Source organism: Mumia xiangluensis (genome assembly GCF_010994095.1).
Lineage (GTDB): Bacteria > Actinomycetota > Actinomycetes > Propionibacteriales > Nocardioidaceae > Mumia > Mumia xiangluensis.
This window is the reverse complement of the sequence record NZ_WJYO01000001.1, coordinates 599,666-622,072: the sequence shown is the minus strand read 5'-3', so window position 1 is coordinate 622,072 and position 22,407 is coordinate 599,666. Positions and strand designations below refer to the sequence as shown.

Here is a 22,407-nt window from a genome sequence, read left to right as displayed (position 1 = left end):
GTCAGACCTTGTCGGTCGCGTCTGCCCACGGCTGAGCAGCGTTGCCGGCCTTCTTCTTCCGGTTCACCACCACGAAGAGACCAGCGGCGGCGATGACGGCGATCACAAGCTTCTTCATCTGACACTCCTCTAGGTGGGGGTCGAGTGGGCCTAACAGGACTTGAACCTGTGACCTCTTCCTTATCAGGGAAGCGCTCTAACCAAGCTGAGCTATAGGCCCCGGTCTCCGAAGCGGTGAACCGTCGGAGACTCTACCTGGTGCTGAGTCGCCCGCCCAAATCGGGGTCGGCCAGCACCAGGTGACGTCTCACTCGTCCTCGGCGAGCGTGACCTCGAAACCGCCGAGAAGCTGGGCTGCGAGGTTGTAGAGGAAGGCTCCGACGGTGGCCAGCGCCGTGATGAGGATGACATCGATGGCCGCCACGACGATGGTCAGACCGATGATGCGACCGAACCCGACGTACTCGCCGATGTCGAACGCGTCCGCGTTGTCGTTGAGGACTGTCGCCACGGTGGAGTTGATCGCGTCCCAGACGCCGGCCGCTCCCAGGACCGCCCACACGAGCGTCACAGCGACGACGGTGACGATCCCGAGAGCGATCGCGAGCGCGAACGACATCTTCATGACCGACCACGGGTCGACGCGGTGGACACGCAGTCGTGCCTTGCGGGTCGTCTTGGCGGGAGCCTTCGGAGCATCCTCGTACGGCTTGGGCCGGCGCTGCTTGCCCGTGCGGGTCTGCTCGGCCGGGGACACGGTCGGCACCGAGACGACCGGCTGCGTCACCGTCGGCGCGTCCTTGGCCTTCGCCTCGGCCTCGGCGATGGCGCCGGCGGTCTGGACCGGGACCTTCGCCGCGGGGCGCGTGGCGGTCGTGTCGTCAGCCTTGCGGGCCGCCGGGCTCGCACTCGGCGTCGCCTTGGCGGGCGCCTGCTGTGCGGGCGCTGGCTTGGCGGGCGCTGGCTTGGCGGGCGCCTGCTGTGCGGGCGCTGGCTTGCCTGGCGCCTGCTGTGCGGGCGCCGACTGCGCGGCGGTGAGCTTGCCGGGCGCCTGCTGCGCGGGCGCCGACTGACCGGCAGGACGGGTGCCCGGCGCGGGCGGGGCAGGCTTCGACGGCGCGGCCGGTGGCGTGCCCACCGGCTTGGCCGGCGCGGCGGGAGCCGCCTGCGCTGCGGGTGGCGTGCTCGGCGTGGTCGGCGTGGTCGGCCCTGGCTGGGGCGAGGCCGGCGCTGCCGCGGGCGTCGTCGGACCAGGTCGAGCTGCCTGGGCGCTGGGTGAGCTCGGACGGCCCTGACCCTGAGGTGCGGCCTGCTGCCCGGGACGGGGCGAGTTCTGCTGGGCCGGACGGGGTGCCGGCTGCTGGGGCGCAGGCGGGGCCGGCGTCGCCGGCGCGGCAGGAGGGCTCGAAGGCCGCTGCGCAGGACGACCCCCGTTCAGGCTCCCCGGCGTGGGCTGGGCGGGTCGACGCTGGCCACCGTTGGTGGCACCGCTGTCGGGCGCGCTCTGCCTCGGCCGCTCGGGAGCCGTGGGGTTCGGCTTGCGGTCCGTCATGCTTCCTCCTGGGCGTCGGGGGTGGTGGTCTCCGGCTCCGGTGCCTCGACCGTCTCCTCGGCGTCGGACTCATCGACAGTATCCAACAGTGTCGAGTTCTCTTCATTCCGCGCAAGGGCGACCACTTCGTCGTCACCCTTCACACCGACGAACTTGACGCCCATCGTGTCACGACCGGTAAAGGACACGTCCGCGACTCGGGACCGCGTGATCTGCCCGCTGGCCTTGATCGCGATGATCTCGTCGTCGTCGTCGACCACCATGGCGCCGACGAGCGACCCGCGCTCGTCCTGGAGCTTCATCGCCTTGATGCCCAGCCCGCCGCGACCCTGGACGCGGTACTGGTCCACCGGTGTCTTCTTGGCGTAGCCGCCGTTCGTGGCGGTGAAGACGAACTGCTCCCGGTCGTGCTCGCCCGGCTGGATCACGGCCATCGACAACAGCTCGTCGGTCTCACGGAACTTCATCCCCGTGACGCCGGACGTGGCGCGTCCCATCGGTCGCAACGCGTCGTCGTCCGCGGTGAACCGGATCGATTGCGCTCGCCGTGAGAACAACACCAGGTCGTCGTCCGGGCTGACCAGCTCGGCTCCGACGAGCTCGTCGTCGGCGTCACGGAAGTTGATGGCGATGACGCCTGCCTGGCGCGGGCTGTTGTAGTCCGCGAGGCGCGTCTTCTTCACGAGGCCGTGCTTGGTCGCGAGGACGAGGTAAGGGGACTGGAAGTAGTCGCGGATCGCGAGCACCTGCGCGATCTGCTCGTCCGGCTGGAACTGGAGCAGTCCGGCGACGTGCCCGCCCTTCGCGTCGCGGCCGGCCTCCGGGAGCTGGTAGGCCTTGGCCCGGTAGACGCGTCCGGCGGTCGTGAAGAACAGGATCCACTGGTGGGTGGTCGTCGAGAAGAGATGGTCGACGACGTCGTCACCGCGCAGCGTCGCACCGCGGACGCCCTTGCCGCCGCGCTTCTGCACGCGGTAGAGGTCGGTCTTCGTGCGCTTGACGTAGCCGCCGCGGGTGATCGTGACGACGACGTCCTCGTCGGGGATCAGGTCCTCGATCGACAGGTCGCCGTCGGCGGGGATGATGCGCGTACGGCGGTCGTCGCCGTACTTCTCGACGATCGCGGTGAGTTCCTCGGCCACGATCGAGCGCTGGCGCGTGACGTTGGACAGGATGTCCTTGTAGTCGGCGATCTCGGCCTCGATCTCGGCGAGCTCGTCGATGATCTTCTGCCGCTCGAGGGCGGCGAGCCGACGCAGCTGCATGTCGAGGATCGCGCGCGCCTGGATCTCGTCGATCTCGAGCAGCTGGATCAGGCCGTTGCTCGCGTCCTCGGTGGTCTGGCTCGCGCGGATCAGCGCGATGACCTCGTCGAGCATGTCGAGCGCCTTGACCAGACCGCGCAGGACGTGGGCACGCTCTTCGGCCTTGCGGAGGAGGTACTCGGTGCGACGCCTGATGACCTCGACCTGGTGCTCGATCCAGTTGCTGATGAACTGGTCGAGCGTGAGCGTGCGCGGCACCTCGTCGACGAGGGCCAGCATGTTGGCGGAGAAGTTCGTCTGCAGCTCGGTGTGCTTGTAGAGGTTGTTCAGCACGACCCGCGCGACGGCGTCCCGCTTGAGCTCGACGACCAGGCGGCGTCCGACCCGGGAGCTCGACTCGTCCCGCACGTCCGAGATGCCCTGGACGCGACCCGAGTTGACGAGGTCGGCGATCTTGGTGAGCAGGTTGTCGGGGTTGACCTGGTAGGGCAGCTCCTTGACGACCAGCGAGATCTTGCCCTTGTTGTCCTCTTCGATGTCGACGACGGCGCGCATCGTCACCGAGCCGCGGCCGGTGCGGTAGACGTCCTCGATGCCCTGGGTGCCGACGATCATCGCGTTGGTGGGGAAGTCGGGGCCCTTGATCCGATCCATGAGGGCCTCGAGCAGCTCTTCGCGTTGTGCGTCGGGGTGCTCGAGCGCCCAGATCGCACCGTCGGCGACCTCGCGCAGGTTGTGCGGAGGGATGTTCGTCGCCATGCCGACGGCGATGCCGGCCGAGCCGTTGACGAGCAGGTTGGGGATGCGCGCAGGCAGGACCTTCGGCTCGAGTGACCGGCCGTCGTAGTTCGGCGTGAAGTCGACGGTCTCCTTGTCGATGTCGCGCACCATCTCCATGGCGATCGGCGCGAGCCGGCACTCGGTGTAACGCATGGCCGCCGCGTCGTCGTTGCCCGGCGAGCCGAAGTTGCCCTGGCCGTCGACCATCGGATAGCGGAGCACCCACGTCTGCGCGAGGCGTACGAGCGTGTCGTAGATCGCGGTGTCGCCGTGCGGGTGGTACTGACCCATGACGTCACCGACGATGCGCGAGCACTTGCTGTATCCGCGGTCGGGACGGTAGCCACCGTCGTACATCGCGTAGAGAACACGGCGGTGCACAGGCTTCAGGCCGTCGCGGACGTCGGGCAGCGCGCGAGCGACGATGACGCTCATCGCGTAGTCGATGTACGAGCGCTGCATCTCGGTCTGCAGCTCGACGCGCTCGATCCGCTGCGGCGGCGGCATGGGTGTCTCGGTCACGAGAGGTTTCCTTCGTACGGGTCAGTGTTCAGATGACTCTGCTTGTCGCTCGACATCGTGCGGGGCTCGGCTCCAGGCATGCCGCTCGTTCCTCGCGCCATTCCTTTCGCCTCACTCCTCAGATGTCGAGGAACCGGACGTCCTTGGCGTTGCGCTGGATGAACGCGCGTCGCTGCTCGACGTCCTCGCCCATGAGGACGGTGAAGACCTCGTCGGCGTTCGCCGCGTCGTCGAGCGTGACCTGGCGCAGGATCCGCTGCTCCGGGTCCATCGTGGTCTCCCACAGCTCGTGGTCGTTCATCTCGCCGAGACCCTTGTAGCGCTGGACCGGCGCCTCCTTGGGAAGGCGCTTGCCCGCGGCCTTGCCGGCCTCGAGCAGAGCGTCGCGCTCACGGTCGGAGTACGCGAGCTCGTGCGGCTGGTTGGTCCACTTCAGCTTGAACAGCGGCGGCTGCGCGAGATAGACGTAGCCGCCGTCGATCAGCGGCTTCATGAAGCGGAAGAGCAGCGTGAGCAGCAGCGTCGAGATGTGCTGGCCGTCGACGTCGGCGTCCGCCATCAGGACGACCTTGTGGTAGCGCAGCTTGTCGATGTCGAAGTCGTCGGTCACGCCCGTGCCGAGCGCGGAGATGATCGCCTGCACCTCGGCGTTCTGAAGGATCTTGTCGATCCGCGCCTTCTCGACGTTGAGGATCTTGCCGCGGAGCGGGAGGATCGCCTGGATCCGGGGATCGCGTCCGCCCTTGGCCGAGCCGCCGGCGGAGTTGCCCTCCACGATGAAGAGCTCGCACTCCTCCGGGTTGCGCGACGAGCAGTCGGCCAGCTTGCCCGGGAGACCCGCACCGCCGAGCAGACCCTTGCGGTTGCGTGCGAGGTCGCGGGCCTTGCGCGCCGCCATCCGGGCAGCCGCCGCGTCGATGCTCTTGCGGATGACGAGCTTGCCCTCGGCGGGGTTCTGCTCGAACCACGCGCCGAGGTGGTCGTTGGTCACCGTCTGGACGTAGGACCGCGCCTCGGTGTTGCCGAGCTTGGTCTTGGTCTGGCCCTCGAACTGCGGCTCGGAGAGCTTGATCGAGATGATGGCGGCCAGGCCCTCGCGGATGTCGTCGCCGGAGAGCCGGTCCTCCTTCTTCTTGATGAGGCCCTGGTCCTCCGCGAACTTGTTGACCGTGTAGGTCAGCGCCGAGCGGAAGCCTTCCTCGTGCGTGCCGCCCTCGTGGGTGTTGATCGCGTTCGCGAACGTGTGCACGGACTCGGAGAACGAGGTGTTCCACTGCATCGCGATCTCGAGACCGAGACCGGCATCGGGGTTCTGGGCCTCGAAGGCGATGACCTCGCGGTTGAGCGGCGTGCGGTTGCCGGTGTTGATGTGCTTCACGTAGTCGACGAGACCGTCGTCGTACTTGAAGCGTCGCTCCATCAGGCCCTCGGCGATGCCGCCGGTCGCGCTGTCGTCGGGCGCGATGTCCTGCGTGGCCTCGGCGCTCTGCAGCGCGTCGGCCACCTCGCCCGCAGCGGGGCGCTCGTCACGCACACGGATCTCGAGGCCCTTGTTGAGGAACGCCATCTCACGGAACCGCGTCGCGAGCGTCTCGAACGAGTAGGTCGTCGTCTCGAAGATGTCGTCGCTGGCGTAGAACGTGATCGTCGTGCCGGTGGAGTCGGTCTCCTCGCCCCGCTCGAGCGGACCGTCCGGTGCGCCGTACGTGAAGGACTGGCGCCACACGTAGCCCTCGCGCCCGACCTCGACGTACAGCTTGGTCGAGAGCGCGTTGACCACGGAGACGCCCACGCCGTGCAGACCGCCCGACACCTTGTATCCGCCGCCGCCGAACTTGCCGCCGGCGTGCAGGGACGTGAGGACGAGCGTGACGGTCGGGATCTTCTCGATCGGGTGGTCCTTCACCGGGATGCCACGCCCGTTGTCGACGACCTTCACGCCGCCGTCGGCGAGGAGGGTCACCTCGATCGTGTCGCAGAAGCCGGCCATCGCCTCGTCGACGGAGTTGTCGACGACCTCCTGGACGAGGTGGTGCAGGCCTCGCTCACCGGTGGAGCCGATGTACATGCCCGGACGCTTGCGGACGGCATCGAGGCCCTCGAGGACCTGGATGTCCCCGGCGTCGTAGGAGGATCCCGAAGGTGCCGGGTCGGTCTCGGGGGTAGGGATCGACTCGCTCACAGGCGGGTGGCCTCCATCGTCGTCGTGTGACATCGTCACGGAACTCGCAGACGCCCCGACCTGGGCTGCTCGCCGCCAGGCGAGCGGATCGGGACGCGACTGACCTATTGTAGCCGGTAGAGGCCCTTCTACAGGCATCCTCGTCTCGGGGTGGGGGCGGTCGCCGGGTCAGGAGGGTTCTGAGAGGCCTCAGAGGGCCGCTGTCGTCGCCCAGGACCCGCCCGGCAATGCCCCGTATGCGCCCATGGCTCCCCAAGGACCCCACACAGGCCCTCACGGTTCGCGTCTTTCGAGGCACCGTTCTGAGGCGCAGTTGAGCGATACGGCAAGGTAGACGACATGGCACCACCGACGGTCACGCGCGCACCGTCCGCGGCACGGGTTCCTGGACGCGGACGCACGATCTCCGCTGCCCTCGCCCTGCTCGTCCTGTCCGTGACCGCGCTCTACCTCGTGGTCACGTACCTTCTCGCGACGCGCGACGGGCAGCGGCTCGACCAGTCCGCCATGGAGGCCGTGTACGCCCGGCGCGACGCGCTCGAGCAGCTCCTCTCCGTCCTCGGCTACCTCTCCATCGGCACGATGGCCGCGGCCATGGTCGTCCTCGCGGCGATGGCGGTGCTTCGCCGCCGGTTCGCGGCCGCGTTCGGTGCTGTGGTGCTGCTTGTCGGGGCCAACGTGACGACGCAGCTCCTCAAGCGGGCCATCCTCGAGCGTCCCGACTACAGCTACGGGTGGCACGTCAACAGCCTGCCGAGCGGGCACACGACAGCCGCGATCTCGCTGGTCCTCGCGGCCCTCCTCGTCGCGCCGATCGCCCTTCGTTGGCTCGTGGTCATGGGCGGCACCGGCGTCGTGGTGCTCACCGGTGTCTCGACGGTCGTCGCCGGCTGGCACCGCCCTGCCGACGTGCTGGCCGCCCTCGCAGTGGGTCTGATCTGGGGTGCAGGGGTCGTCCTGGTCCTCGCGCTGCGCCGTGGCGGACCACCTGCCGGCACGTTGCTGGGGTCGCTCGGCCTCGCCCTCGTCGGAGCGGCCGTCGCCGGCGTCGTGCTTCTCGTGATCGGCGTACGCCCCGACGGCGGTTGGTCCGGTCTCGGTCCCGCGGCGGCGGTCATGGCCGCGATCGGGTTCGCGACCGCACTGTCGGTCGCGGTGTTCGACCGGCTGTCGTCGGTCTTCGCGCGCTGAGCGGTCTCACCCGTACGTGTCGCGCGGGCCTCGCCCGCGGACGCGGAGGGAGCCCTTGGCCCAGCTCGGTCCCTGCGGACCCCGCACGTTGATCCGGGTCACCGTCCCGTCGCCGAGCCGCTCGTTGAGCCGACCGACCACGTTCGGCGCGAGCAGCCGCAGCTGGGTCGCCCAGGCCGTCGAGTCCGCGAGGACGGTCAGCTGGCCGTCCGCGTACGTCTCCGGACGGCAGTGCTCGGCGATGTCCGGTCCGACGATCTCCGCCCAGCGTCCGAACAGTCCGTGCACGGCGACCTCCGTGTCCCACCCGTGCTCGCTGACCAGACGGTCGAGGGTCGACTCGAGCAGCTGCGGGTCGCGGTCGTCCGGATGTGCTCCCGACGCGCTCGGGGTGGTGCGCTGCCGGCGACGCGCACGTGCCTTGCCACCGCGCGGCGCCGCGGGCCCGACGCCGCGGTAGGAGCGGGCGATGCTCCGAGCGAGCTCGATGCCGTCCGACCGGTGCTCGGGCTCGTCGGGAGCCGGCTCGGCCCGCTTCTCCTCGCGCTGCCGGCCGTCGGCCGCTTCCGTGCCGCCTGCCTCCGTGCCGTCGGTCGGACCACCTCGGTCGTCAGGCATCGGTCGCCTCCTCGGCGCGGGTCGCGGTGCCCGCAGCCACGTCGTACCGGCGCCCTCGCAGACCGGTCGGCACGTCCTCTGCCACCGCTGCCGTCACCAGCACCTGCTCGGCCTCGGTGACCCGGTCGGCGAGGTGGGAGCGGCGATCGCGGTCGAGCTCGGCGAAGACGTCGTCCAGGATCAGGATCGGGTCGTCGCCGTCGGCACGCAAGAGGTCGTACGACGCGAGCCGTAGCGCGAGCGCGAACGACCAGGACTCGCCGTGGCTCGCGTAGCCCTTCGCCGGGAGGTCCCCGAGCGACAGGACCACGTCGTCGCGATGCGGTCCCACGAGGCTGACGCCGCGGTCGATCTCGTCGCGACGCCGCTCCCGCATCTGCTCGGCCATCGCCTCGCGCAGCACGTCGCGGTCGCGGGTGTCGGGGTGGTCGAACGACGGTTTGTACTCGGCGACCGCTGCCGTGCGCTCCGCCGCGGCCGAGGCGGCTACGTCACGGTAGGCCGCCGCGAGGTACGGGCCGAGCTCGTCCAGCAGCGCGAGCCGCGCCGCGAGGAGCTCACCGCCGTACGCCGCGAGCTGGCCGTCCCAGACGTCGAGGGTCTCGAGCCCCTTGCCCCGTCCCGCCTGCCGTGCCGTCTTGAGCAGGGAGTTGCGCTGGCGGAGCGCACGGTCGTAGTCGGCGCGCACCCCCGCGAACCGGGGTGAGCGCAGGATCAGGAGGGCGTCGAGGAAGTGGCGCCTGTCGCTCGGGTCGCCCTTGACGAGGCGGAGGTCCTCGGGCGAGAAGACGACGGACCGCAGCCATCCGAGCAGGTCGCGCGGGCGGGGGAGCGGGCCTCGGTTCACGCGCGCCCGGTTGGAGCGGCCCGGCGTGATCTCGATCTCGAGCAGCGCCGTACGGTCCCCGCGCTCGACCGACGCGCGGACGACGGCGCGCTCGGCACCGACCCGGACCAGTGGGGCGTCGGCCGCGACGCGGTGCGACCCCAGCGTGGCGAGGTAGTCGATGGCCTCCACCAGGTTGGTCTTGCCCTGGCCGTTCGCACCGATGAACGCGCTGGCGCCGGGTTCGAGGGGGAGCTCGAGCTCGGGGTAGGAGCGGAAGTCGTGGAGCGAGAGGTGGGTGACGTGCACGGTCCTCGGGCTACTCCGACTTCACCGCGTGGCCGCCGAACTGGTTGCGCATGGCCGCGATCGCCTTCATCGCAGGCGAGTCGTCCTGGCGCGACGAGAACCGCGCGAACAGCGACGCAGCGATGGCGGGCGTCGGCACGGCGTTGTCGATCGCTGCCTCGACCGTCCAGCGCCCCTCGCCCGAATCCTCCGCGTAGCCGCGGATGCTGGCGAGACCCGGGTCCTCCTCCAGCGCCTTGACCAGCAGGTCGAGCAGCCATGAGCGTACGACGGTGCCCTCGCGCCACGATCCGAACACCTCGGTGACGTCGTCGACGAGGTCGACCTTCTCGAGGAGCTCGTAGCCCTCGGCGTACGCCTGCATCATCGCGTACTCGATGCCGTTGTGGACCATCTTGGAGAAGTGGCCGGCGCCCACGCTGCCCGCACGGACGAAGCCGGTCGAGGCGCTCGGGCGGAGCGCGTCGAAGGCCGGCTGGACCTTGGCGATGTCGTCGGGAGCGCCGCCGACCATGAGGGCGTACCCCTCGGTCAGGCCCCAGACACCGCCGCTGACCCCGCAGTCGACGAAGCCGATGCCCTTCTCGGCGAGCTCGCCGGCGTGGCGCAGGTCGTCGGTCCAGCGCGAGTTGCCGCCGTCGACCACCACGTCGCCCTGTCCGAGCAGGTCCCGCAGCTGCGCGATCGTCTCGTGGGTCGGGTCACCGGCCGGGACCATCACCCACACGACCTTCGGGGAGGGGAGAGCCTCCACCAGCGCTCCGAGGGAGGCGACGTCCGCGAGGTCGGGATTGCGGTCGTACCCGACGACGGTGACGCCCGCTCGGCGCATGCGCTCGCGCATGTTGCCGCCCATCTTGCCCAGGCCGATCAGTCCGATGTCCATGGCTCTCCTTCGTGCTGGAACGGCCCCGAGACTGGAACGGCCCCGAGAAGCATGCGGGTGCGGGTGGTGCTCAGCCGGGCAGTCGCATCGGCATGATGAGGTACCGGAAGGACGTGTTGGGCTCACCGCCGAGCTCCTGGACACCGGCCAGCGTCGCGGGGCGGCTGGCCTGCGTGAACGACAGGTGCACGGCCGGCTCCGTCATGACCTGGAGGCCTTCGAGCAGGAAGGTGGGGTTGAACCCGACGACGATGTCGTCGCCGTCGACCCGTGCCTCCAGCGTCTCCTGCGCCTGGGCGTCGTCGCCGCTTCCCGACTCGAGGAGGACCTGACCGTCGGAGAACGTCAGGCGGACGGGTGTGTTGCGCTCGGCGACTAGCGAGACGCGACGGACGGCGTCGATCAGCTCCTGGCGGTCGACGTACGCGACGGTGAGCGCGTTGGCGGCGAACAGCTGCCGGACCTTCGGGAACTCACCCTCGAGCATCCGCGTCGTCGTACGACGGGTGCCGGACGCCGTGGATCCCTCGAAGCCGATGAGTCCGGGGCCCTGGTCGCCCGTGGCGACGGCCATCGTCAGCTCTCCGCCCGCCGTGAACGACTTGGCGATGTCGGACAGCGTCTTGGCGGGAACGACGGCGGTGGCCGACGCGTCGGGCGACTCCGGGAACCAGGTCAGCTCACGCAGGCTCGCACGGAACCTGTCGGTCGCGAGCAGCGAGATCCTCGAGCCCTCGAGCTCGATGCGGACGCCGGTCAGCAGCTGCAGGACGTCGTCTCGGCCCGCGGCCGCGACCGCCTGGGCGACTGCCGTGGCGAAGTCGTCCGAGCTCACGGTGCCCGAGGCCGTCGGCATCGCGGGGAGCTGGGGGTAGTCCTCCACCGGCATCGTCTGGAGGCTGAAACGACTGCTGCCGCAGACGACCGAGACCTTGGTGCCGTCGACGGACACGTCGACCGGGCGACCAGGAAGCGACTTGCAGATGTCGGCGAGGAGGCGGCCCGAGACCAGCGCGCGCCCCTCGTCCGCCACGTCGGCGTCGACGGTCGAGCGGGCCGAGGTCTCGTAGTCGAAGCCCGAGAGTGCGATGCCCCCGTCGGTGCTCTCGACCATCAGGCCGGCGAGCACGGGGACGGTCGGACGGGTCGGCAGGCTCCGAGCCGTCCAGGCGACTGCGTCGGCCAAGGCGTCGCGGTCGATGCGGAACTTCACAGCGCTGTGCCTCCGGACGGGTGGTTCCGGCCAGGACTCGGCCGGGGGGAATGACATGTTTCCTGGAATCCTGCCACGGCTCCGGCTCCGGCGACCACTCAGGGATCTTGTCATTCGTCGTCCCCAGGTCTGGCCTGTGGATGACTTCGAAGGAATCCCAAGATATTGAGGTTCTCACCATAGGAGTAGGTGCTGTGCATGAGGTGGATAACTCTTGTCGTTCCAGGTCAGGGTCAGTTTTCACGTGCGCGGCCGGTGTGGATGACGCCCCCTTCGGCTGTGCGGGCCCGTGGACGAGACCGAGTGGCTCCCCAGCGTGTGCACCGTTGTGTGGGGCCCTGTGCACGAACTGGTGCTGTTATCCCCAGGGGTTTCCCCAGGTGTGGGTAGTCCAGAAAGACAAGAAAAGGGGCCGGTACGCGTGGCGTACCGGCCCCTTCGAGGCCTGATGTCGGCGAGATCGGCGCTCTAGCTCGCCTGCCGGGCCTGCTGCTTGATGCGGTTGGTGAGCTCCGTGACGTGGTTGTAGACGACTCGACGCTCGGCCATCAGCGTGCGGATCTTGCGGTCGGCGTGCATGACGGTGGTGTGGTCGCGACCGCCGAAGTGCTGTCCGATCTTGGGCAGCGACAGCTCGGTGAGCTCGCGACAGAGGTACATCGCGATCTGACGTGCCTGGACGAGCCCGCGTGACCGGCTCGCACCGCAGATCTCCTCGATCGAGTACTCGAGGTACGACGCGGTCTGGGCGATGATCAGCCCCGCGGTGATCTCCGGCTCGCCGCCCTCGGGGATGAGGTCCTTGAGCACGATCTCAGCGAGCGGCAGGTCCACGGCCTGGTGGTTGAGGCTGGCGAAGGCGGTCGCGCGGATGAGCGCGCCCTCGAGCTCGCGGATGTTCGTCTGGATGCGGCTGGCGATGAACTCGAGCACCTCCGGCGGGACCGTCAGCTTCTCGATCTCGGCCTTCTTGCTCAGGATCGCGATGCGGGTCTCGAGGTCGGGAGGCTGCACGTCGGTGGTCAGGCCCCACTCGAACCGGCTCCGGAGGCGGTCCTCCAGCGACTCGAGTCCGCGTGGCGGCCGGTCGGACGTGATGACGATCTGCTTGTTGGACCCGTGGAGGGTGTTGAAGGTGTGGAAGAACTCCTCCTGGGTCTGGATCTTTCCCTCGAGGAACTGGATGTCGTCGATCAGCAGGACGTCGGTGTCGCGATAGCGACGCTGCAACGCAGGCATCCGGTCGTCACGGATGGCGTTGATGAAGTCGTTGGTGAACTCCTCGGTGCTGACGTAGCGCACGCGGGCGTTCGCGTAGAGGCTCCTGACGTAGTGCCCGATCGCGTGGAGGAGGTGCGTCTTGCCGAGGCCGGACTCGCCGTAGATCATCAGCGGGTTGTACGCCCGACCCGGCGCCTCTGCGACGGCGACGGCCGCCGCATGGGCGAACCGGTTGGAGGAGCCGATGACGAAGTTCTCGAAGTGGTAGCGCGGGTTCAGACGGGTCTCGGCCGCGCGGACGTGCTGCGGGGGCCGGGCATGGCTAGCCGTCGGCACGAACGCCGGGGTCGGGTCCTGGTACGGGGGGGTCTCGGCCTCGGCGACCTGCCGGTGCGGCGGTGCGGGCTGCTGCGGGGCTTGGTCGCCGGCCTCGTCGCGGATGCCGTCGGGGATCCGCGGGGCGACGGGCTCGTACGACTCGCGCGACGGCGCCTCGTCGACACGAGAAATGTCCCCTTCTCGATTTGTCGACAAGTCGATGGCGTCGTCGTCGTGCTGCGTCGAGGCCGGGAGGACGTCGGGGTCGACGGTGACGGCGATCCGGATCTCGCGTCCGAACGAGTCGGACAGTGCACGTTCGAGCTGCGGACGGAGGCGGGCCTCCATCTGGGTCCGGGTGAAGTCGTTGGGGACGCCGACGAGGAGCGTGTTCTCGTGCAGGGTGATGGGAACCGAGCTGGTGACCCAGGCACGAGTCGTGACGGGGAGCACCTCGGTGATGGCGTTCCACCTGGTCCGCAACGCTTCGGCGTCGCGTGCGTCACTCGTCGGGGCGTCGGACTCCTGCCGGTTGTTGGGTGACTGCTGTTCGTCCATCGATGGCCCCAATCTCCGGCTCCTGCGACTGGCACAGGCGTCCACATAGTTATCCACAACATGTGGACTTACTGATCCCCGTGATGAGATTCCCGTAATCTCAATGTTTTTCGACCCCACCGGACCGACGAAGGCCCCTGTGGATAGTGGCCTGTTCCGGGGACGCTAACAGCCCGGACAGGCACCGACAACCGATTGTCCACAGGGTCTTCCCGGTTCCGCAACCCGGGGGTTCCGGCGTGTAGCCTGGACGTGGGGCTCCTCACGGGTGTAGGGGCCAGTTTGACCCGCTGTGGAAGCACCACGTACCGTGGTGAGGTCGAAGTCCTCGACACCTGCCGCATGCCTGCGTGCCCCAGCACCTTCTGGTGGACGTCGGCGGGCGGTGGCCGTCGAACCGGCACACGCATGACCGCCCAGTACCCGATGACCGCGAGCGTTGCGGTCCGAGACACGATGGGGAGCTTTCCCGTGACCAAGCGCACCTTCCAGCCGAACAACCGTCGCCGCGCGCGCAAGCACGGCTTCCGCCTGCGCATGCGCACGCGTGCCGGCCGCGCGATCCTGGCGGACCGTCGTCGCAAGGGCCGCACGCGCCTGTCGGCCTGAGACGAGCGGGCTGTGCGGTGCTGAGCCCGGCGCATCGTCTCCGCACGAGCGACGACATCCGAACAACGACGAGGCGAGGACGACGTGCGGGCTCCCGCACCGTCCTCGCCTACGTTCGTTTGGATGCCCGTTCTCCGCAGGATCCGGTCCGCGCGGCGTTCATCGTCGGCAAGCAGGTCGGCGACGCCGTGACTCGCAACACCGTGAAGCGCAGGCTCCGGGCACTGGTCGCTGGCCGGCTCGACAGTCTTCCTGGCGGGACGGACATCGTGATCCGGGCGCTCCCCGCGTCGGCCCGCAAGTCCTCCGCCGAGCTCGCGCCAGACGTCGACCAGGTGCTGTCTCGCCTCTGCACTGCGCCGGCATCGCCATGATCGGCGTGATCGTGCTGTGAAGACCGTCCTCGTCGCCCTGTTGAAGGCGTATCGGTTCGCGATCAGTCCGCTGTACGGTCAGGTCTGTCGGTACTACCCGTCCTGCTCAGCCTATGCGCTCGCCGCCGTGGAAGAGCACGGCGCTGCCCGTGGCAGCTGGTTGGCTGCCCGTCGGCTTGCTCGCTGCCACCCGTGGGCTGCGGGAGGTCTCGACCCAGTTCCCCCCAGATCCGCTGCCCGCGGATCCTCCCCGACTCCACCGCGAGGGGTTTGATGTTCGACGCGATCGTCGACTTTTTCGACACGATCATGCAGGTCCTCTACTACCCGGTCTCCGGGATCATGCTGGCCTGGCACTGGCTGTTCTCACAGCTCGGCCTGGATCCGGACTCCGGCTGGACCTGGGCCCTGTCGATCATCGGCCTGACGATCACGATCCGGATGCTGCTGATCCCGCTGTTCGTGAAGCAGATCAAGGCCAGCCGCAACATGCAGCTGCTGCAGCCGAAGATTCGCGAGCTCCAGAAGAAGTACGGCCACGACCGTGAGCGCATGGCGCAGGAGCAGATGAAGCTGTTCCGCGAGGCCAACACCAACCCGTTCGCGTCCTGCCTCCCTCTGCTGCTGCAGATGCCGATCTTCTTCGCGCTCTTCCGCGTGATCAACGGTGCCGCGAACGGCACCGCGCATGGATTCCTCTCGCCTGAGCAGGCAGAGTCGATGAGCCAGGCCACGTTCCTCGGCGTCCAGATCGCCAGCCAGTTCACCGACCCGACGGTCCACGTGAAGATCGTCTGTGCGGTGCTCGTCGTCCTCATGACCGCCACGACCTTCCTGACGCAGCGGCAGCTGATGTCGAAGAACATGCCCGCCGATGCACTGACCGGCCCGTACGCGCAGCAGCAGAAGCTGCTCCTCTACGTGCTCCCGTTCGTGTTCGCGATCAGCGGCATCGCCTTCCCGGTCGGTGTTCTCCTCTACTGGACGACGTCGAACGCCTGGACGATGGGCCAGCAGTTCTATGTCATCCGCAACAACCCAGCGCCGGGCACGCCCGCCTTCGAGGCGAAGCGCGAGCGCGACAAGCGCCGCGGCAAGCTGCAGGAGCCGACGCCCGAAGCGCCCGCGATCGAGGACAAGCCGGCTGCACCCCGGCGTCAGCAGCCGAAGAAGCAGTCCCGCGAGCAGCGGAAGAAGGGTCCGGCCTCGCAGGGCCAGAGCCCAGCCGCTGATTCGCAGCCAGATTCAGACGACGCGCCGGACGACGAAGCCGGCCAGGGAGGGGCGAAGTCGTGACCGAGACATCACACGAGTCCGAAGCAGCCACCACGCAGCCTGTGGCTGCCGATGACGAAGGCTCGCGAAGCAAGCGCGTGGAGCGCCTCGAGAACGAGGGCGACATCGCAGCTGACTTCCTCGAGGAGCTCCTCGACATCGCGGACGTCGACGGGGACCTCGACATGGACGTCGAGGGCAACCGCGCCTCCGTCTCCATCGTCGGCGGCGATCTGTCGATGCTCGTCGGCCGTGACGGGGAGGTGCTCGAAGCACTCCAGGAGCTGACTCGTCTCGCGGTCTACCGTGAGACCGGCGAACGCAGCCGCCTCATGCTCGATGTCGCTGGCTTCCGTGCTCAGCGTCGCGCCGAGCTCCAGCAGATCGCTGCCGATGCGATCGCGACGGTCCAGGCGTCAGGAGAGCCGGCACGGTTGGTTCCGATGTCGCCGTTCGAGCGCAAGGTGGTCCACGACGCGGTGGCCGCTGCGGGCCTGACGAGCGAGTCTGAGGGCCAGGAGCCTGAGCGCCGCGTCGTCATCCTGGCTGACTGAGGCACATCCCATGGATGTTTCACGTGAAACATCGCCCCCCGACGCCGCTGAGGCGGTGTTTGGTGACCACGTGTCGGCGATATCGGCCTACGTCGACATCCTCGCTGACCAAGGAGTTGTCCGTGGGTTGATCGGCCCACGGGAGCTGCCGCGTCTCTGGGAGCGACACATCCTCAACTGCGGGGTCATGGCGCACGCGCTCGACCCCGGTGCGACGGTGGCAGACGTCGGCAGCGGCGCTGGGCTTCCTGGCCTGGTGTGGGCGATCGCGCGTCCAGACATCGAGATCACGCTGATCGAGCCACTTCTCCGCCGGACGACGTTCCTGACCGAGGTCGTGGACGAGTTGAGGCTCTCCAACGTCACGGTCTTTCGTGGACGCGCAGACGAGGCGAAGGGCCAGTATGACGTGGTGACGTCGCGCGCGGTCGCCGCTCTCGACAAGCTCGTCCGTTGGTCGATGCCCCTCGTGCGGCCGGGCGGTGTGATGTGGGTGATCAAGGGTTCCTCTGCCCAGAGCGAGATCGACGTGTCCCTGTCCACAATCCGCGCGGCGGGTGGGACAAACCCGCGCGTCAAGTCGTACGGTGATGGAGTCGTCGAGACCCCCACGACGATGGTGACGATTGACAAGGTGGGCTGATGACGCACGCTGATGTGGCGCCGACTCTGGGCTATCCCTGGACCAGCTCGAAAGTGAATGCACTCCCCGGCACCATGGACCGAGGTCCAGTGGGGTGGCAGACCCCACCTGTTTCACGTGAAACCAAGACTCACGAGGAGAAGCCTGCGTGAACGACCCCCGCGTACCGATGAGTGTCCCTCGCGCCTCAGATCTCGCGCACAGTGGCGCTTTCGCGACTGACACCCCACTTGCCCAGGAGGTCGAGGCAAGTCTGCGTCGGCAGCAGGTGGCAGACTCTCGTGACCCCATGCCGCGTCCGACGAGCACACGTGTCATCGTCGTCGCCAACCAGAAGGGCGGGGTCGGCAAGACGACGACGACAGTGAACGTCGCCGCGGCGATGGCTTCGCATGGGCAGCGCGTCCTGGTGATCGATCTTGATCCACAAGGCAACGCTTCGACAGCGTTGAACGTCGAGCACAACGCTGAGACGCCAGGGGTCTACGAGGTTCTCGTCGACGGGCAGAGCATCACCTCGTTGATCCAGCCGTGTCCTGACGTCGAGGACCTCGACGTTCTCCCGGCGTCGATCGCCCTGGCTGGAGCGGAGATCGAGCTGGTGCCGATGGTGGCCCGTGAGACGCGGTTGCGTCGTGCGCTCGATGAGTTCCTCGCCGCCAATGCGAGTGAGGAGCGGCCGTACGACTACGTCTACGTCGACTGCCCTCCTTCGCTCGGTCTCTTGACCGTGAACGCGTTGGCGGCCGCACGAGAGGTCATGATCCCGATCCAGTGCGAGTACTACGCACTTGAGGGTCTCAGCCAGCTCATCAAGACCGTCGAGATGGTCCAGGAGCAGCTCAACCCGTCGCTCAACCTGAGCACGATTCTGCTGACGATGTACGACGCGCGCACTCGGCTCAGCGCCGGCGTCGCCGACGAAGTCCGCGCGTACTTCAGTGATCGTGTGCTCAAGACAGCCATCCCGCGATCTGTGCGGATCTCTGAAGCGCCGAGCTATCAGCAGACGGTGATCACGTACGACCCGAGCTCGCCCGGCTCTCTGTCCTATCTGGAGGCCGCCCGCGAGATCGCCGAGGCCGGAGCGGAGCCGGCGGCATGAGTCAGCAGCGACGCGGCCTCGGGCGTGGACTCGGGGCGCTCATCCCGACTGCACCGGCAGAGGTTTCACGTGAAACAGGCGAGAGCGCAGGGTCGCGCGAGGACGGATCGACTCCTTCATCGCCGGCGCAGAGCGGCGGGAGCCTCCGTGCAGTCGACGGTGCTCCCACGCCGTCAGCCGTTGCGACGGCTGAAGATTTCGCGGCATCGACAGGGCTGACGCCGGTCGACGGCGCGTACTTCGCCGAGATCCCGGTCGACGAGGTCTCGCCCAACCCCCGCCAGCCGCGTGAGGTCTTCGACGAAGACGCCATGGCGGAGCTGGTCCACTCGATCCGAGAGATCGGACTGCTTCAGCCCGTCGTCGTGCGGAAGGTCGCGGACGACCGCTTTGAGCTGGTCATGGGCGAGAGGCGTTGGCGCGCGACGAAGGCGGCGGGACTCGATGTCATCCCGGCGATCGTGCGCGACACGTCCGACGAGGACCTCCTGCGAGACGCGCTCCTCGAGAACCTGCACCGGTCTCAGCTGAACCCGCTCGAGGAGGCAGCGGCGTACCAGCAACTGCTCGACGACTTCGGCTGCACGCACGACGAGCTGGCCAGCAGGATCGGCCGTTCACGCCCTCAGATCAGCAACACGCTCCGGCTGCTCCGACTCACACCCGCTGTCCAGCGGCGAGTCGCCGCCGGCGTCATCAGCGCGGGCCACGCGAGGGCCTTGGTCTCGGTCACGGACACCGACCGCCAAGATCGACTCGCGCAGCGAGTCGTGGCGGAAGGCCTCTCCGTCAGAGCACTCGAGGAGATTGTGGCGCTCGGCGAGGGTGACGATCCTGCTGTCGAGCCGCGGCAACGTGCACGGCGCCCGGTTGCGCCAAAGCTGGCCGACCTCGCCGATCGGCTGGCGGACCGATTCGACACGCGGGTGAAGGTCGATCTCGGCAAGACGAAGGGCAAGATCACCGTCGAGTTTGCGTCCATCGACGATCTCGAGCGCATCGTCACGCTCATGGATCCCTCGAAGCAAGCCGAGAACTAATCCCTCCGAGGCGATTAGACCTTAAATCTCCAAAGAGATTTGTCGACAAACGGTCAGGTTGCTCAGTCGCGCGGCGGACCTCCGCAGCGCTGAGCGCCTCGCGCACCACGGACAAGGGCCCCGGCACCATCTGGTGCCGGGGCCCTTGTCACAGGCGATGAGGAGCCGCCTACCGAGCCACACCCGCTCATGGAGCGGGGCGACGGTCAGCTCACAAAGGCGTCGAGCTCCTTGAGAAGCATACTCTTGGGCTTGGCGCCGACGATCGTCTGGACGATCTCGCCGTTCTGGTAGACGTTCAGCGTCGGGATCGAGGTGACGCGGTACGACGCGGGAGTCTGCGGGTTCTCATCGACGTTCATCTTGACGATGGTGATCTTGTCGCCGTACTCCGCTGCGATCTCCTCGAGGATCGGGGAGACCTGACGGCACGGGCCACACCACTCGGCCCAGAAGTCGACGAGGACAGGCTTGTCGGCTCCCAGGACGGCAGTCGGGAATTCGGCGTCAGTGACGGCCTGGATGTTTCCCACGGTTACTTCCCCTTCGATCGAAGCGATGATGGTGACTGAGCAGCCCGACGGCGAGCTGCTCGGGTGAGAACGATGACCGCCGAGCGGTCGCGCGGTGCTGTCAGGTGCAACGCCGCGTGCCTACGCGGGGATTCCCAGGAGGAGATCCCTGCGCGGCTCACGATCGTCACGCCCGGGTCAGCTCGGCGTGCTCGAGGTCGGCGATGTAGCGCTCGGCGTCGAGAGCAGCCGCGCATCCGGTGCCGGCCGCCGTGACGGCCTGGCGGTACGTGTGGTCGACCAGGTCACCGGCGGCGAACACGCCGGGTAGGTTGGTCTGCGTGGAGCCGGGCTGGACGAGCACGTAGCCCTCGGGGTCGAGATCGACCTGGCCCTGCAGGAGCTCCGAACGAGGATCGTGGCCGACCGCGATGAAGAGCCCCGTCGCGGGGAGGTAGCGCTCCTCGCCGGTGACGGTGTCCTCGAGGAGAACGCCCTCGAGCGAGAGCTCGCCGCGGATCTCCTTCACAGCCGAGTTCCATGCGAACTCGATCTTGTCGTTCTTGAAGGCCCGCTCCTGCATGATCTTGCTGGCGCGAAGCTCGTCACGTCGGTGGACCAGCGTGACCTTGTCGGCGAAGCGCGTCAGGAAGGTCGCCTCCTCGACGGCTGAGTCACCGCCACCGACGACGACGATCTCCTGCTTGCGGAAGAAGAAGCCGTCGCAGGTCGCGCACCAGCTGACGCCGCGACCGGAAAGACGGTCCTCGCCGTCCACTCCGAGCTTGCGGTAGCCGGAGCCCATCGCGAGGATCACCGAGCGCGCGTGGTGCTCGCCGGTGGCCGTACGGACGATCTTCACGTCGCCGGTCAGGTCGACCGAGACGACGTCGTCGGCGACGAGCTCGGCGCCGAAGCGCTCAGCCTGCCGACGCATGTTGTCCATCAGCGCCGGTCCGTCGATGCCCTCGGGGAAACCGGGAAAGTTCTCGACCTCGGTCGTGTTCATCAGTGCACCACCAGCGGTGACGGAACCCTCGAACACGAGCGGCGACAGGTTGGCGCGTGCCGTGTAGACCGCTGCGGTGTAGCCGGTCGGGCCCGAGCCGATGATGATCACGTTGCGTACGTCAGTGGACATGCTCCGCCTTTGGTGTTCACGATCAGTGCGTGTGGAAACCGCACCACGCATAACGAATCATAGGTGCGCGCCATTCCCGTGAGCCGTCACACCCCGGCGAGTCAAGGCGTTCGGGTCAGCTATTCGAGGCCACGGACCGTGACCTCAGACACCACGCCCTGGAAGATGTCCGTGTCGACCTCGGGAAGTCGTGTCAGCCACACCAGCACGTAGCGGGTCGTGGTCGGCTGCGACAACGACACCGAGGCGCCGGTCGGGGCGTCGGTGTAGCCGCCGACCCGCACCATGTCGGACGTGTTCTTCGGCGGCTTCGCGACACCCGGCGCGCTATAGACGCGGAACGACGTGGGCGCGGCGCCGAACTCGACCTGGACGGCGGTCACGTCCCGAACACGTCCGAGGTCGATGAGCAGCCCGACACCGTCCTTGAGGCCACCGAGGTCGTCGCGGCGGTAGTACTCCCGGGTCGTCCAGGCGGTGCTGCTGTCTCCGTCGACGGCGAGCTTGGCCTGGCCCGGGTTCTCCTCGCCGTCACCGTCCGGCCGTGGGTCGAACGACGTCACGGAGTCGACACCGAAGTCGACGACCGACCGGCTGACCTCGGCGGGCGGCGAGTCGTCGACCGGGGGCTCATCGGAGGGCGCCGAGGCGCGGCCGACCATGAACGTGAGGGTCACCGACAGCACCGCGATGACCGCCAGCGCGAGCCAGATCAGCTTGCGCTCGCTGCCCTTGGTGGAGCTCTTGACCTTGGAGACGCCGCGTTCCAGCGGGGTCGGAGGCGGGGGAGCCAGTGCTGCTGGGCGAGGCTTCGGCGGGTTGACCGCCGGCGGCGGGTCGGCGTGGAGATCGCGCACGGGGTCGTGGCGGAAGACGTCGGGCGACGACGCGACCTGGACCTCGGGATCGACAGGGCTGTCGTCTCCCGTCATCGCGAGCTCCAGCGCGACGTCACGCGCCGTCCGGAGCGACGGGCGGTGGTGACGCGGTGGGCGGCCGAGGATGCGGTCGCACACCGTGTCGACGTCCGGGGATACACCGGCGCGCACCTGCCGGGGACGCAGCACCCTCCCGTGCTCGCGAGGCGCCGGAGCGAGACCCTCGTCGCCACCGGGGTAGCGGCCGGTCAGGCACGCGTAGAGGATCTTGCCGATGGCTTCGACGTCGAGCTGCTCCGCGTAGCCGACGTCGGCGTCGTCGACGTCGTGGTGAGCCGAACGGAGCGCGTGGTCGGTTGCGAGGCCGATGATGCGGATGCCGCCGTTGTCCTTGACGAGGACGGTCGCCGGTCGAAGGTGGCGGTGGTAGACGCCGGCCTCGTGCGCCTGCGCGAACGCGTCAGCAAGCTCGAGAACCACATGGGTCGACCGGGTGTTGGTGAGGGTCGACGGGCCGAGGACGTGGTCGAGCGAGACCGCGCGGGCCCACTCGCGTACGAGGAACGTGTGCCCGTGATCACCCTCGATGATGTCGAGCACACGGAGGAACCGCGGGTCGGAGACCGCCGTCGACCGGCCGGCAGCAAGCATGAACGCCGTCGCGCGGCGGTCGTCGGCGCGGACGGCCTGGACGCCGACGGGACGGTCGAGGACCGTGTCGTACGCCTTCCACGTCACCGCGCCGCCCGACTCCTTGATCAGGTCGTCGAGGCGGTAGCGGCCCGAGAGCATGAGCCCCGAGCAGAGTGCCGCAGTCTGGTCCACGCCTCATGCT

Annotated in this window: 21 protein-coding genes and 1 tRNA gene; 10 read left to right on the top strand and 12 right to left on the bottom strand. The window is 68.3% G+C overall.

Annotated elements, in window-relative coordinates; all coding sequences use genetic code 11:
* Positions 1-145 precede the first annotated feature (145 nt).
* Together GH747_RS02815 and GH747_RS22140 are read right to left on the bottom strand one after the other, a co-directional pair.
* Positions 146-220 (bottom strand) — tRNA-Ile (locus tag GH747_RS02815).
* A gap of 87 nt (positions 221-307) precedes the next feature.
* On the bottom strand, positions 308-1,138 hold the full coding sequence (locus tag GH747_RS22140; RefSeq protein WP_149768029.1) for a DUF3566 domain-containing protein: 831 nt from the start codon (positions 1,136-1,138) through the stop codon (positions 308-310).
* Between GH747_RS22140 and GH747_RS02805 the strand changes: the two genes are divergently transcribed.
* On the top strand, positions 1,131-1,295 hold the full coding sequence (locus GH747_RS02805) for a hypothetical protein (RefSeq protein WP_153816611.1): 165 nt from the start codon (positions 1,131-1,133) through the stop codon (positions 1,293-1,295). The genes GH747_RS22140 and GH747_RS02805 overlap by 8 nt on opposite strands.
* Before the next feature lie 253 nt (positions 1,296-1,548).
* Here GH747_RS02805 and gyrA read toward each other — a convergent pair whose 3' ends face one another.
* Together gyrA and gyrB are read right to left on the bottom strand one after the other, a co-directional pair.
* Positions 1,549-4,104 (bottom strand): DNA gyrase subunit A, encoded by a 2,556-nt coding sequence (gene gyrA / locus GH747_RS02800; protein WP_149768660.1) that lies wholly within the window; start codon positions 4,102-4,104, stop codon positions 1,549-1,551.
* Between the two features lie 133 nt (positions 4,105-4,237).
* Positions 4,238-6,334 carry a DNA topoisomerase (ATP-hydrolyzing) subunit B gene (gene gyrB / locus GH747_RS02795; protein ID WP_149768659.1) on the bottom strand — a complete coding sequence of 699 codons (2,097 nt, stop codon included), beginning with the start codon at positions 6,332-6,334 and terminating at the stop codon, positions 4,238-4,240.
* A gap of 306 nt (positions 6,335-6,640) precedes the next feature.
* On the opposite strand from gyrB, the gene GH747_RS02790 reads away from it, so the two are divergent.
* Complete coding sequence (locus GH747_RS02790) at positions 6,641-7,492, top strand: phosphatase PAP2 family protein (RefSeq protein WP_149768028.1); 852 nt, start codon at positions 6,641-6,643, stop codon at positions 7,490-7,492.
* A gap of 6 nt (positions 7,493-7,498) precedes the next feature.
* On the opposite strand, the gene GH747_RS02785 is transcribed toward GH747_RS02790, so the two are convergent.
* From GH747_RS02785 to dnaA, 5 genes are all read right to left on the bottom strand, one after another.
* Entirely contained in the window at positions 7,499-8,110 is a 612-nt protein-coding gene (locus GH747_RS02785) for a DciA family protein (RefSeq protein WP_149768027.1), read from the bottom strand.
* Complete coding sequence (gene recF / locus GH747_RS02780) at positions 8,103-9,245, bottom strand: DNA replication/repair protein RecF (RefSeq protein WP_149768026.1); 1,143 nt, start codon at positions 9,243-9,245, stop codon at positions 8,103-8,105. Before recF ends, GH747_RS02785 begins: the two co-directional genes overlap by 8 nt.
* 10 nt (positions 9,246-9,255) lie before the next feature.
* Positions 9,256-10,131, bottom strand: coding sequence for a phosphogluconate dehydrogenase (NAD(+)-dependent, decarboxylating) (gnd, locus tag GH747_RS02775; protein ID WP_149768025.1), 876 nt, complete (start codon positions 10,129-10,131; stop codon positions 9,256-9,258).
* 70 nt (positions 10,132-10,201) lie between these two features.
* Positions 10,202-11,344, bottom strand: a complete 1,143-nt coding sequence (gene dnaN / locus GH747_RS02770; protein WP_149768024.1) for a DNA polymerase III subunit beta — start codon at positions 11,342-11,344, stop codon at positions 10,202-10,204.
* Between the two features lie 468 nt (positions 11,345-11,812).
* Complete coding sequence (gene dnaA / locus GH747_RS02765; protein ID WP_149768023.1) at positions 11,813-13,441, bottom strand: chromosomal replication initiator protein DnaA; 1,629 nt, start codon at positions 13,439-13,441, stop codon at positions 11,813-11,815.
* A gap of 456 nt (positions 13,442-13,897) precedes the next feature.
* On the opposite strand from dnaA, the gene rpmH reads away from it, so the two are divergent.
* The 8 genes from rpmH to GH747_RS02725 all read left to right on the top strand — a co-directional run bounded on the left by rpmH (position 13,898) and on the right by GH747_RS02725 (position 19,041).
* Positions 13,898-14,050 (top strand): 50S ribosomal protein L34, encoded by a 153-nt coding sequence (rpmH, locus tag GH747_RS02760; RefSeq protein ID WP_149768658.1) that lies wholly within the window; start codon positions 13,898-13,900, stop codon positions 14,048-14,050.
* A gap of 17 nt (positions 14,051-14,067) precedes the next feature.
* A complete protein-coding gene (gene rnpA / locus GH747_RS02755) occupies positions 14,068-14,424 on the top strand; it encodes a ribonuclease P protein component (protein WP_149768022.1) in 357 nt (118 codons plus the stop codon).
* Between the two features lie 16 nt (positions 14,425-14,440).
* Positions 14,441-14,698, top strand: a complete 258-nt coding sequence (gene yidD / locus GH747_RS02750; RefSeq protein ID WP_205602731.1) for a membrane protein insertion efficiency factor YidD — start codon at positions 14,441-14,443, stop codon at positions 14,696-14,698.
* Complete coding sequence (yidC, locus tag GH747_RS02745) at positions 14,698-15,720, top strand: membrane protein insertase YidC (protein ID WP_149768021.1); 1,023 nt, start codon at positions 14,698-14,700, stop codon at positions 15,718-15,720. The genes yidD and yidC overlap by 1 nt, the downstream gene beginning before the upstream one ends.
* A 41-nt stretch (positions 15,721-15,761) precedes the next feature.
* The gene (locus GH747_RS02740; protein ID WP_149768656.1) at positions 15,762-16,253 is read left to right on the top strand and encodes a Jag family protein; all 492 of its coding nucleotides are present in this window, start codon (positions 15,762-15,764) and stop codon (positions 16,251-16,253) included.
* A gap of 10 nt (positions 16,254-16,263) precedes the next feature.
* Positions 16,264-16,896 (top strand): 16S rRNA (guanine(527)-N(7))-methyltransferase RsmG, encoded by a 633-nt coding sequence (gene rsmG, locus GH747_RS02735; RefSeq protein ID WP_149768020.1) that lies wholly within the window; start codon positions 16,264-16,266, stop codon positions 16,894-16,896.
* A gap of 289 nt (positions 16,897-17,185) precedes the next feature.
* Complete coding sequence (locus GH747_RS02730) at positions 17,186-18,001, top strand: ParA family protein (protein WP_149768019.1); 816 nt, start codon at positions 17,186-17,188, stop codon at positions 17,999-18,001.
* A complete protein-coding gene (locus GH747_RS02725) occupies positions 17,998-19,041 on the top strand; it encodes a ParB/RepB/Spo0J family partition protein (RefSeq protein ID WP_149768018.1) in 1,044 nt (347 codons plus the stop codon). The genes GH747_RS02730 and GH747_RS02725 overlap by 4 nt, the downstream gene beginning before the upstream one ends.
* 206 nt (positions 19,042-19,247) lie before the next feature.
* Here the strand turns inward: GH747_RS02725 and trxA are convergent, their stop codons facing one another.
* The 3 genes from trxA to GH747_RS02710 all read right to left on the bottom strand — a co-directional run bounded on the left by trxA (position 19,248) and on the right by GH747_RS02710 (position 22,397).
* Positions 19,248-19,574, bottom strand: a complete 327-nt coding sequence (trxA, locus tag GH747_RS02720; RefSeq protein WP_149768017.1) for a thioredoxin — start codon at positions 19,572-19,574, stop codon at positions 19,248-19,250.
* Between the two features lie 166 nt (positions 19,575-19,740).
* Entirely contained in the window at positions 19,741-20,694 is a 954-nt protein-coding gene (gene trxB, locus GH747_RS02715; RefSeq protein ID WP_149768016.1) for a thioredoxin-disulfide reductase, read from the bottom strand.
* 119 nt (positions 20,695-20,813) lie between these two features.
* Positions 20,814-22,397: a protein kinase family protein gene (locus GH747_RS02710; RefSeq protein WP_149768015.1), complete on the bottom strand. Its 1,584-nt coding sequence runs from the start codon at positions 22,395-22,397 to the stop codon at positions 20,814-20,816.
* Between the last annotated feature and the right edge of the window lie 10 nt (positions 22,398-22,407).

Bases quoted from the DNA above. Each gene is read 5' to 3' on its own strand.
- gyrA (WP_149768660.1), bottom strand. From the start codon at position 4,104: ATGCCGCCGCCGCAGCGGATCGAGCGCGTCGAGCTGCAGACCGAGATG.
- gyrB (WP_149768659.1), bottom strand. From the start codon at position 6,334: ATGTCACACGACGACGATGGAGGCCACCCGCCTGTGAGCGAGTCGATC.
- GH747_RS02790 (WP_149768028.1), top strand. From the start codon at position 6,641: ATGGCACCACCGACGGTCACGCGCGCACCGTCCGCGGCACGGGTTCCT.
- GH747_RS02785 (WP_149768027.1), bottom strand. From the start codon at position 8,110: ATGCCTGACGACCGAGGTGGTCCGACCGACGGCACGGAGGCAGGCGGC.
- gnd (WP_149768025.1), bottom strand. From the start codon at position 10,131: ATGGACATCGGACTGATCGGCCTGGGCAAGATGGGCGGCAACATGCGC.
- dnaA (WP_149768023.1), bottom strand. From the start codon at position 13,441: ATGGACGAACAGCAGTCACCCAACAACCGGCAGGAGTCCGACGCCCCG.
- rpmH (WP_149768658.1), top strand. From the start codon at position 13,898: ATGGGGAGCTTTCCCGTGACCAAGCGCACCTTCCAGCCGAACAACCGT.
- yidC (WP_149768021.1), top strand. From the start codon at position 14,698: ATGTTCGACGCGATCGTCGACTTTTTCGACACGATCATGCAGGTCCTC.
- rsmG (WP_149768020.1), top strand. From the start codon at position 16,264: ATGGATGTTTCACGTGAAACATCGCCCCCCGACGCCGCTGAGGCGGTG.
- GH747_RS02730 (WP_149768019.1), top strand. From the start codon at position 17,186: ATGCCGCGTCCGACGAGCACACGTGTCATCGTCGTCGCCAACCAGAAG.
- GH747_RS02725 (WP_149768018.1), top strand. From the start codon at position 17,998: ATGAGTCAGCAGCGACGCGGCCTCGGGCGTGGACTCGGGGCGCTCATC.
- trxB (WP_149768016.1), bottom strand. From the start codon at position 20,694: ATGTCCACTGACGTACGCAACGTGATCATCATCGGCTCGGGCCCGACC.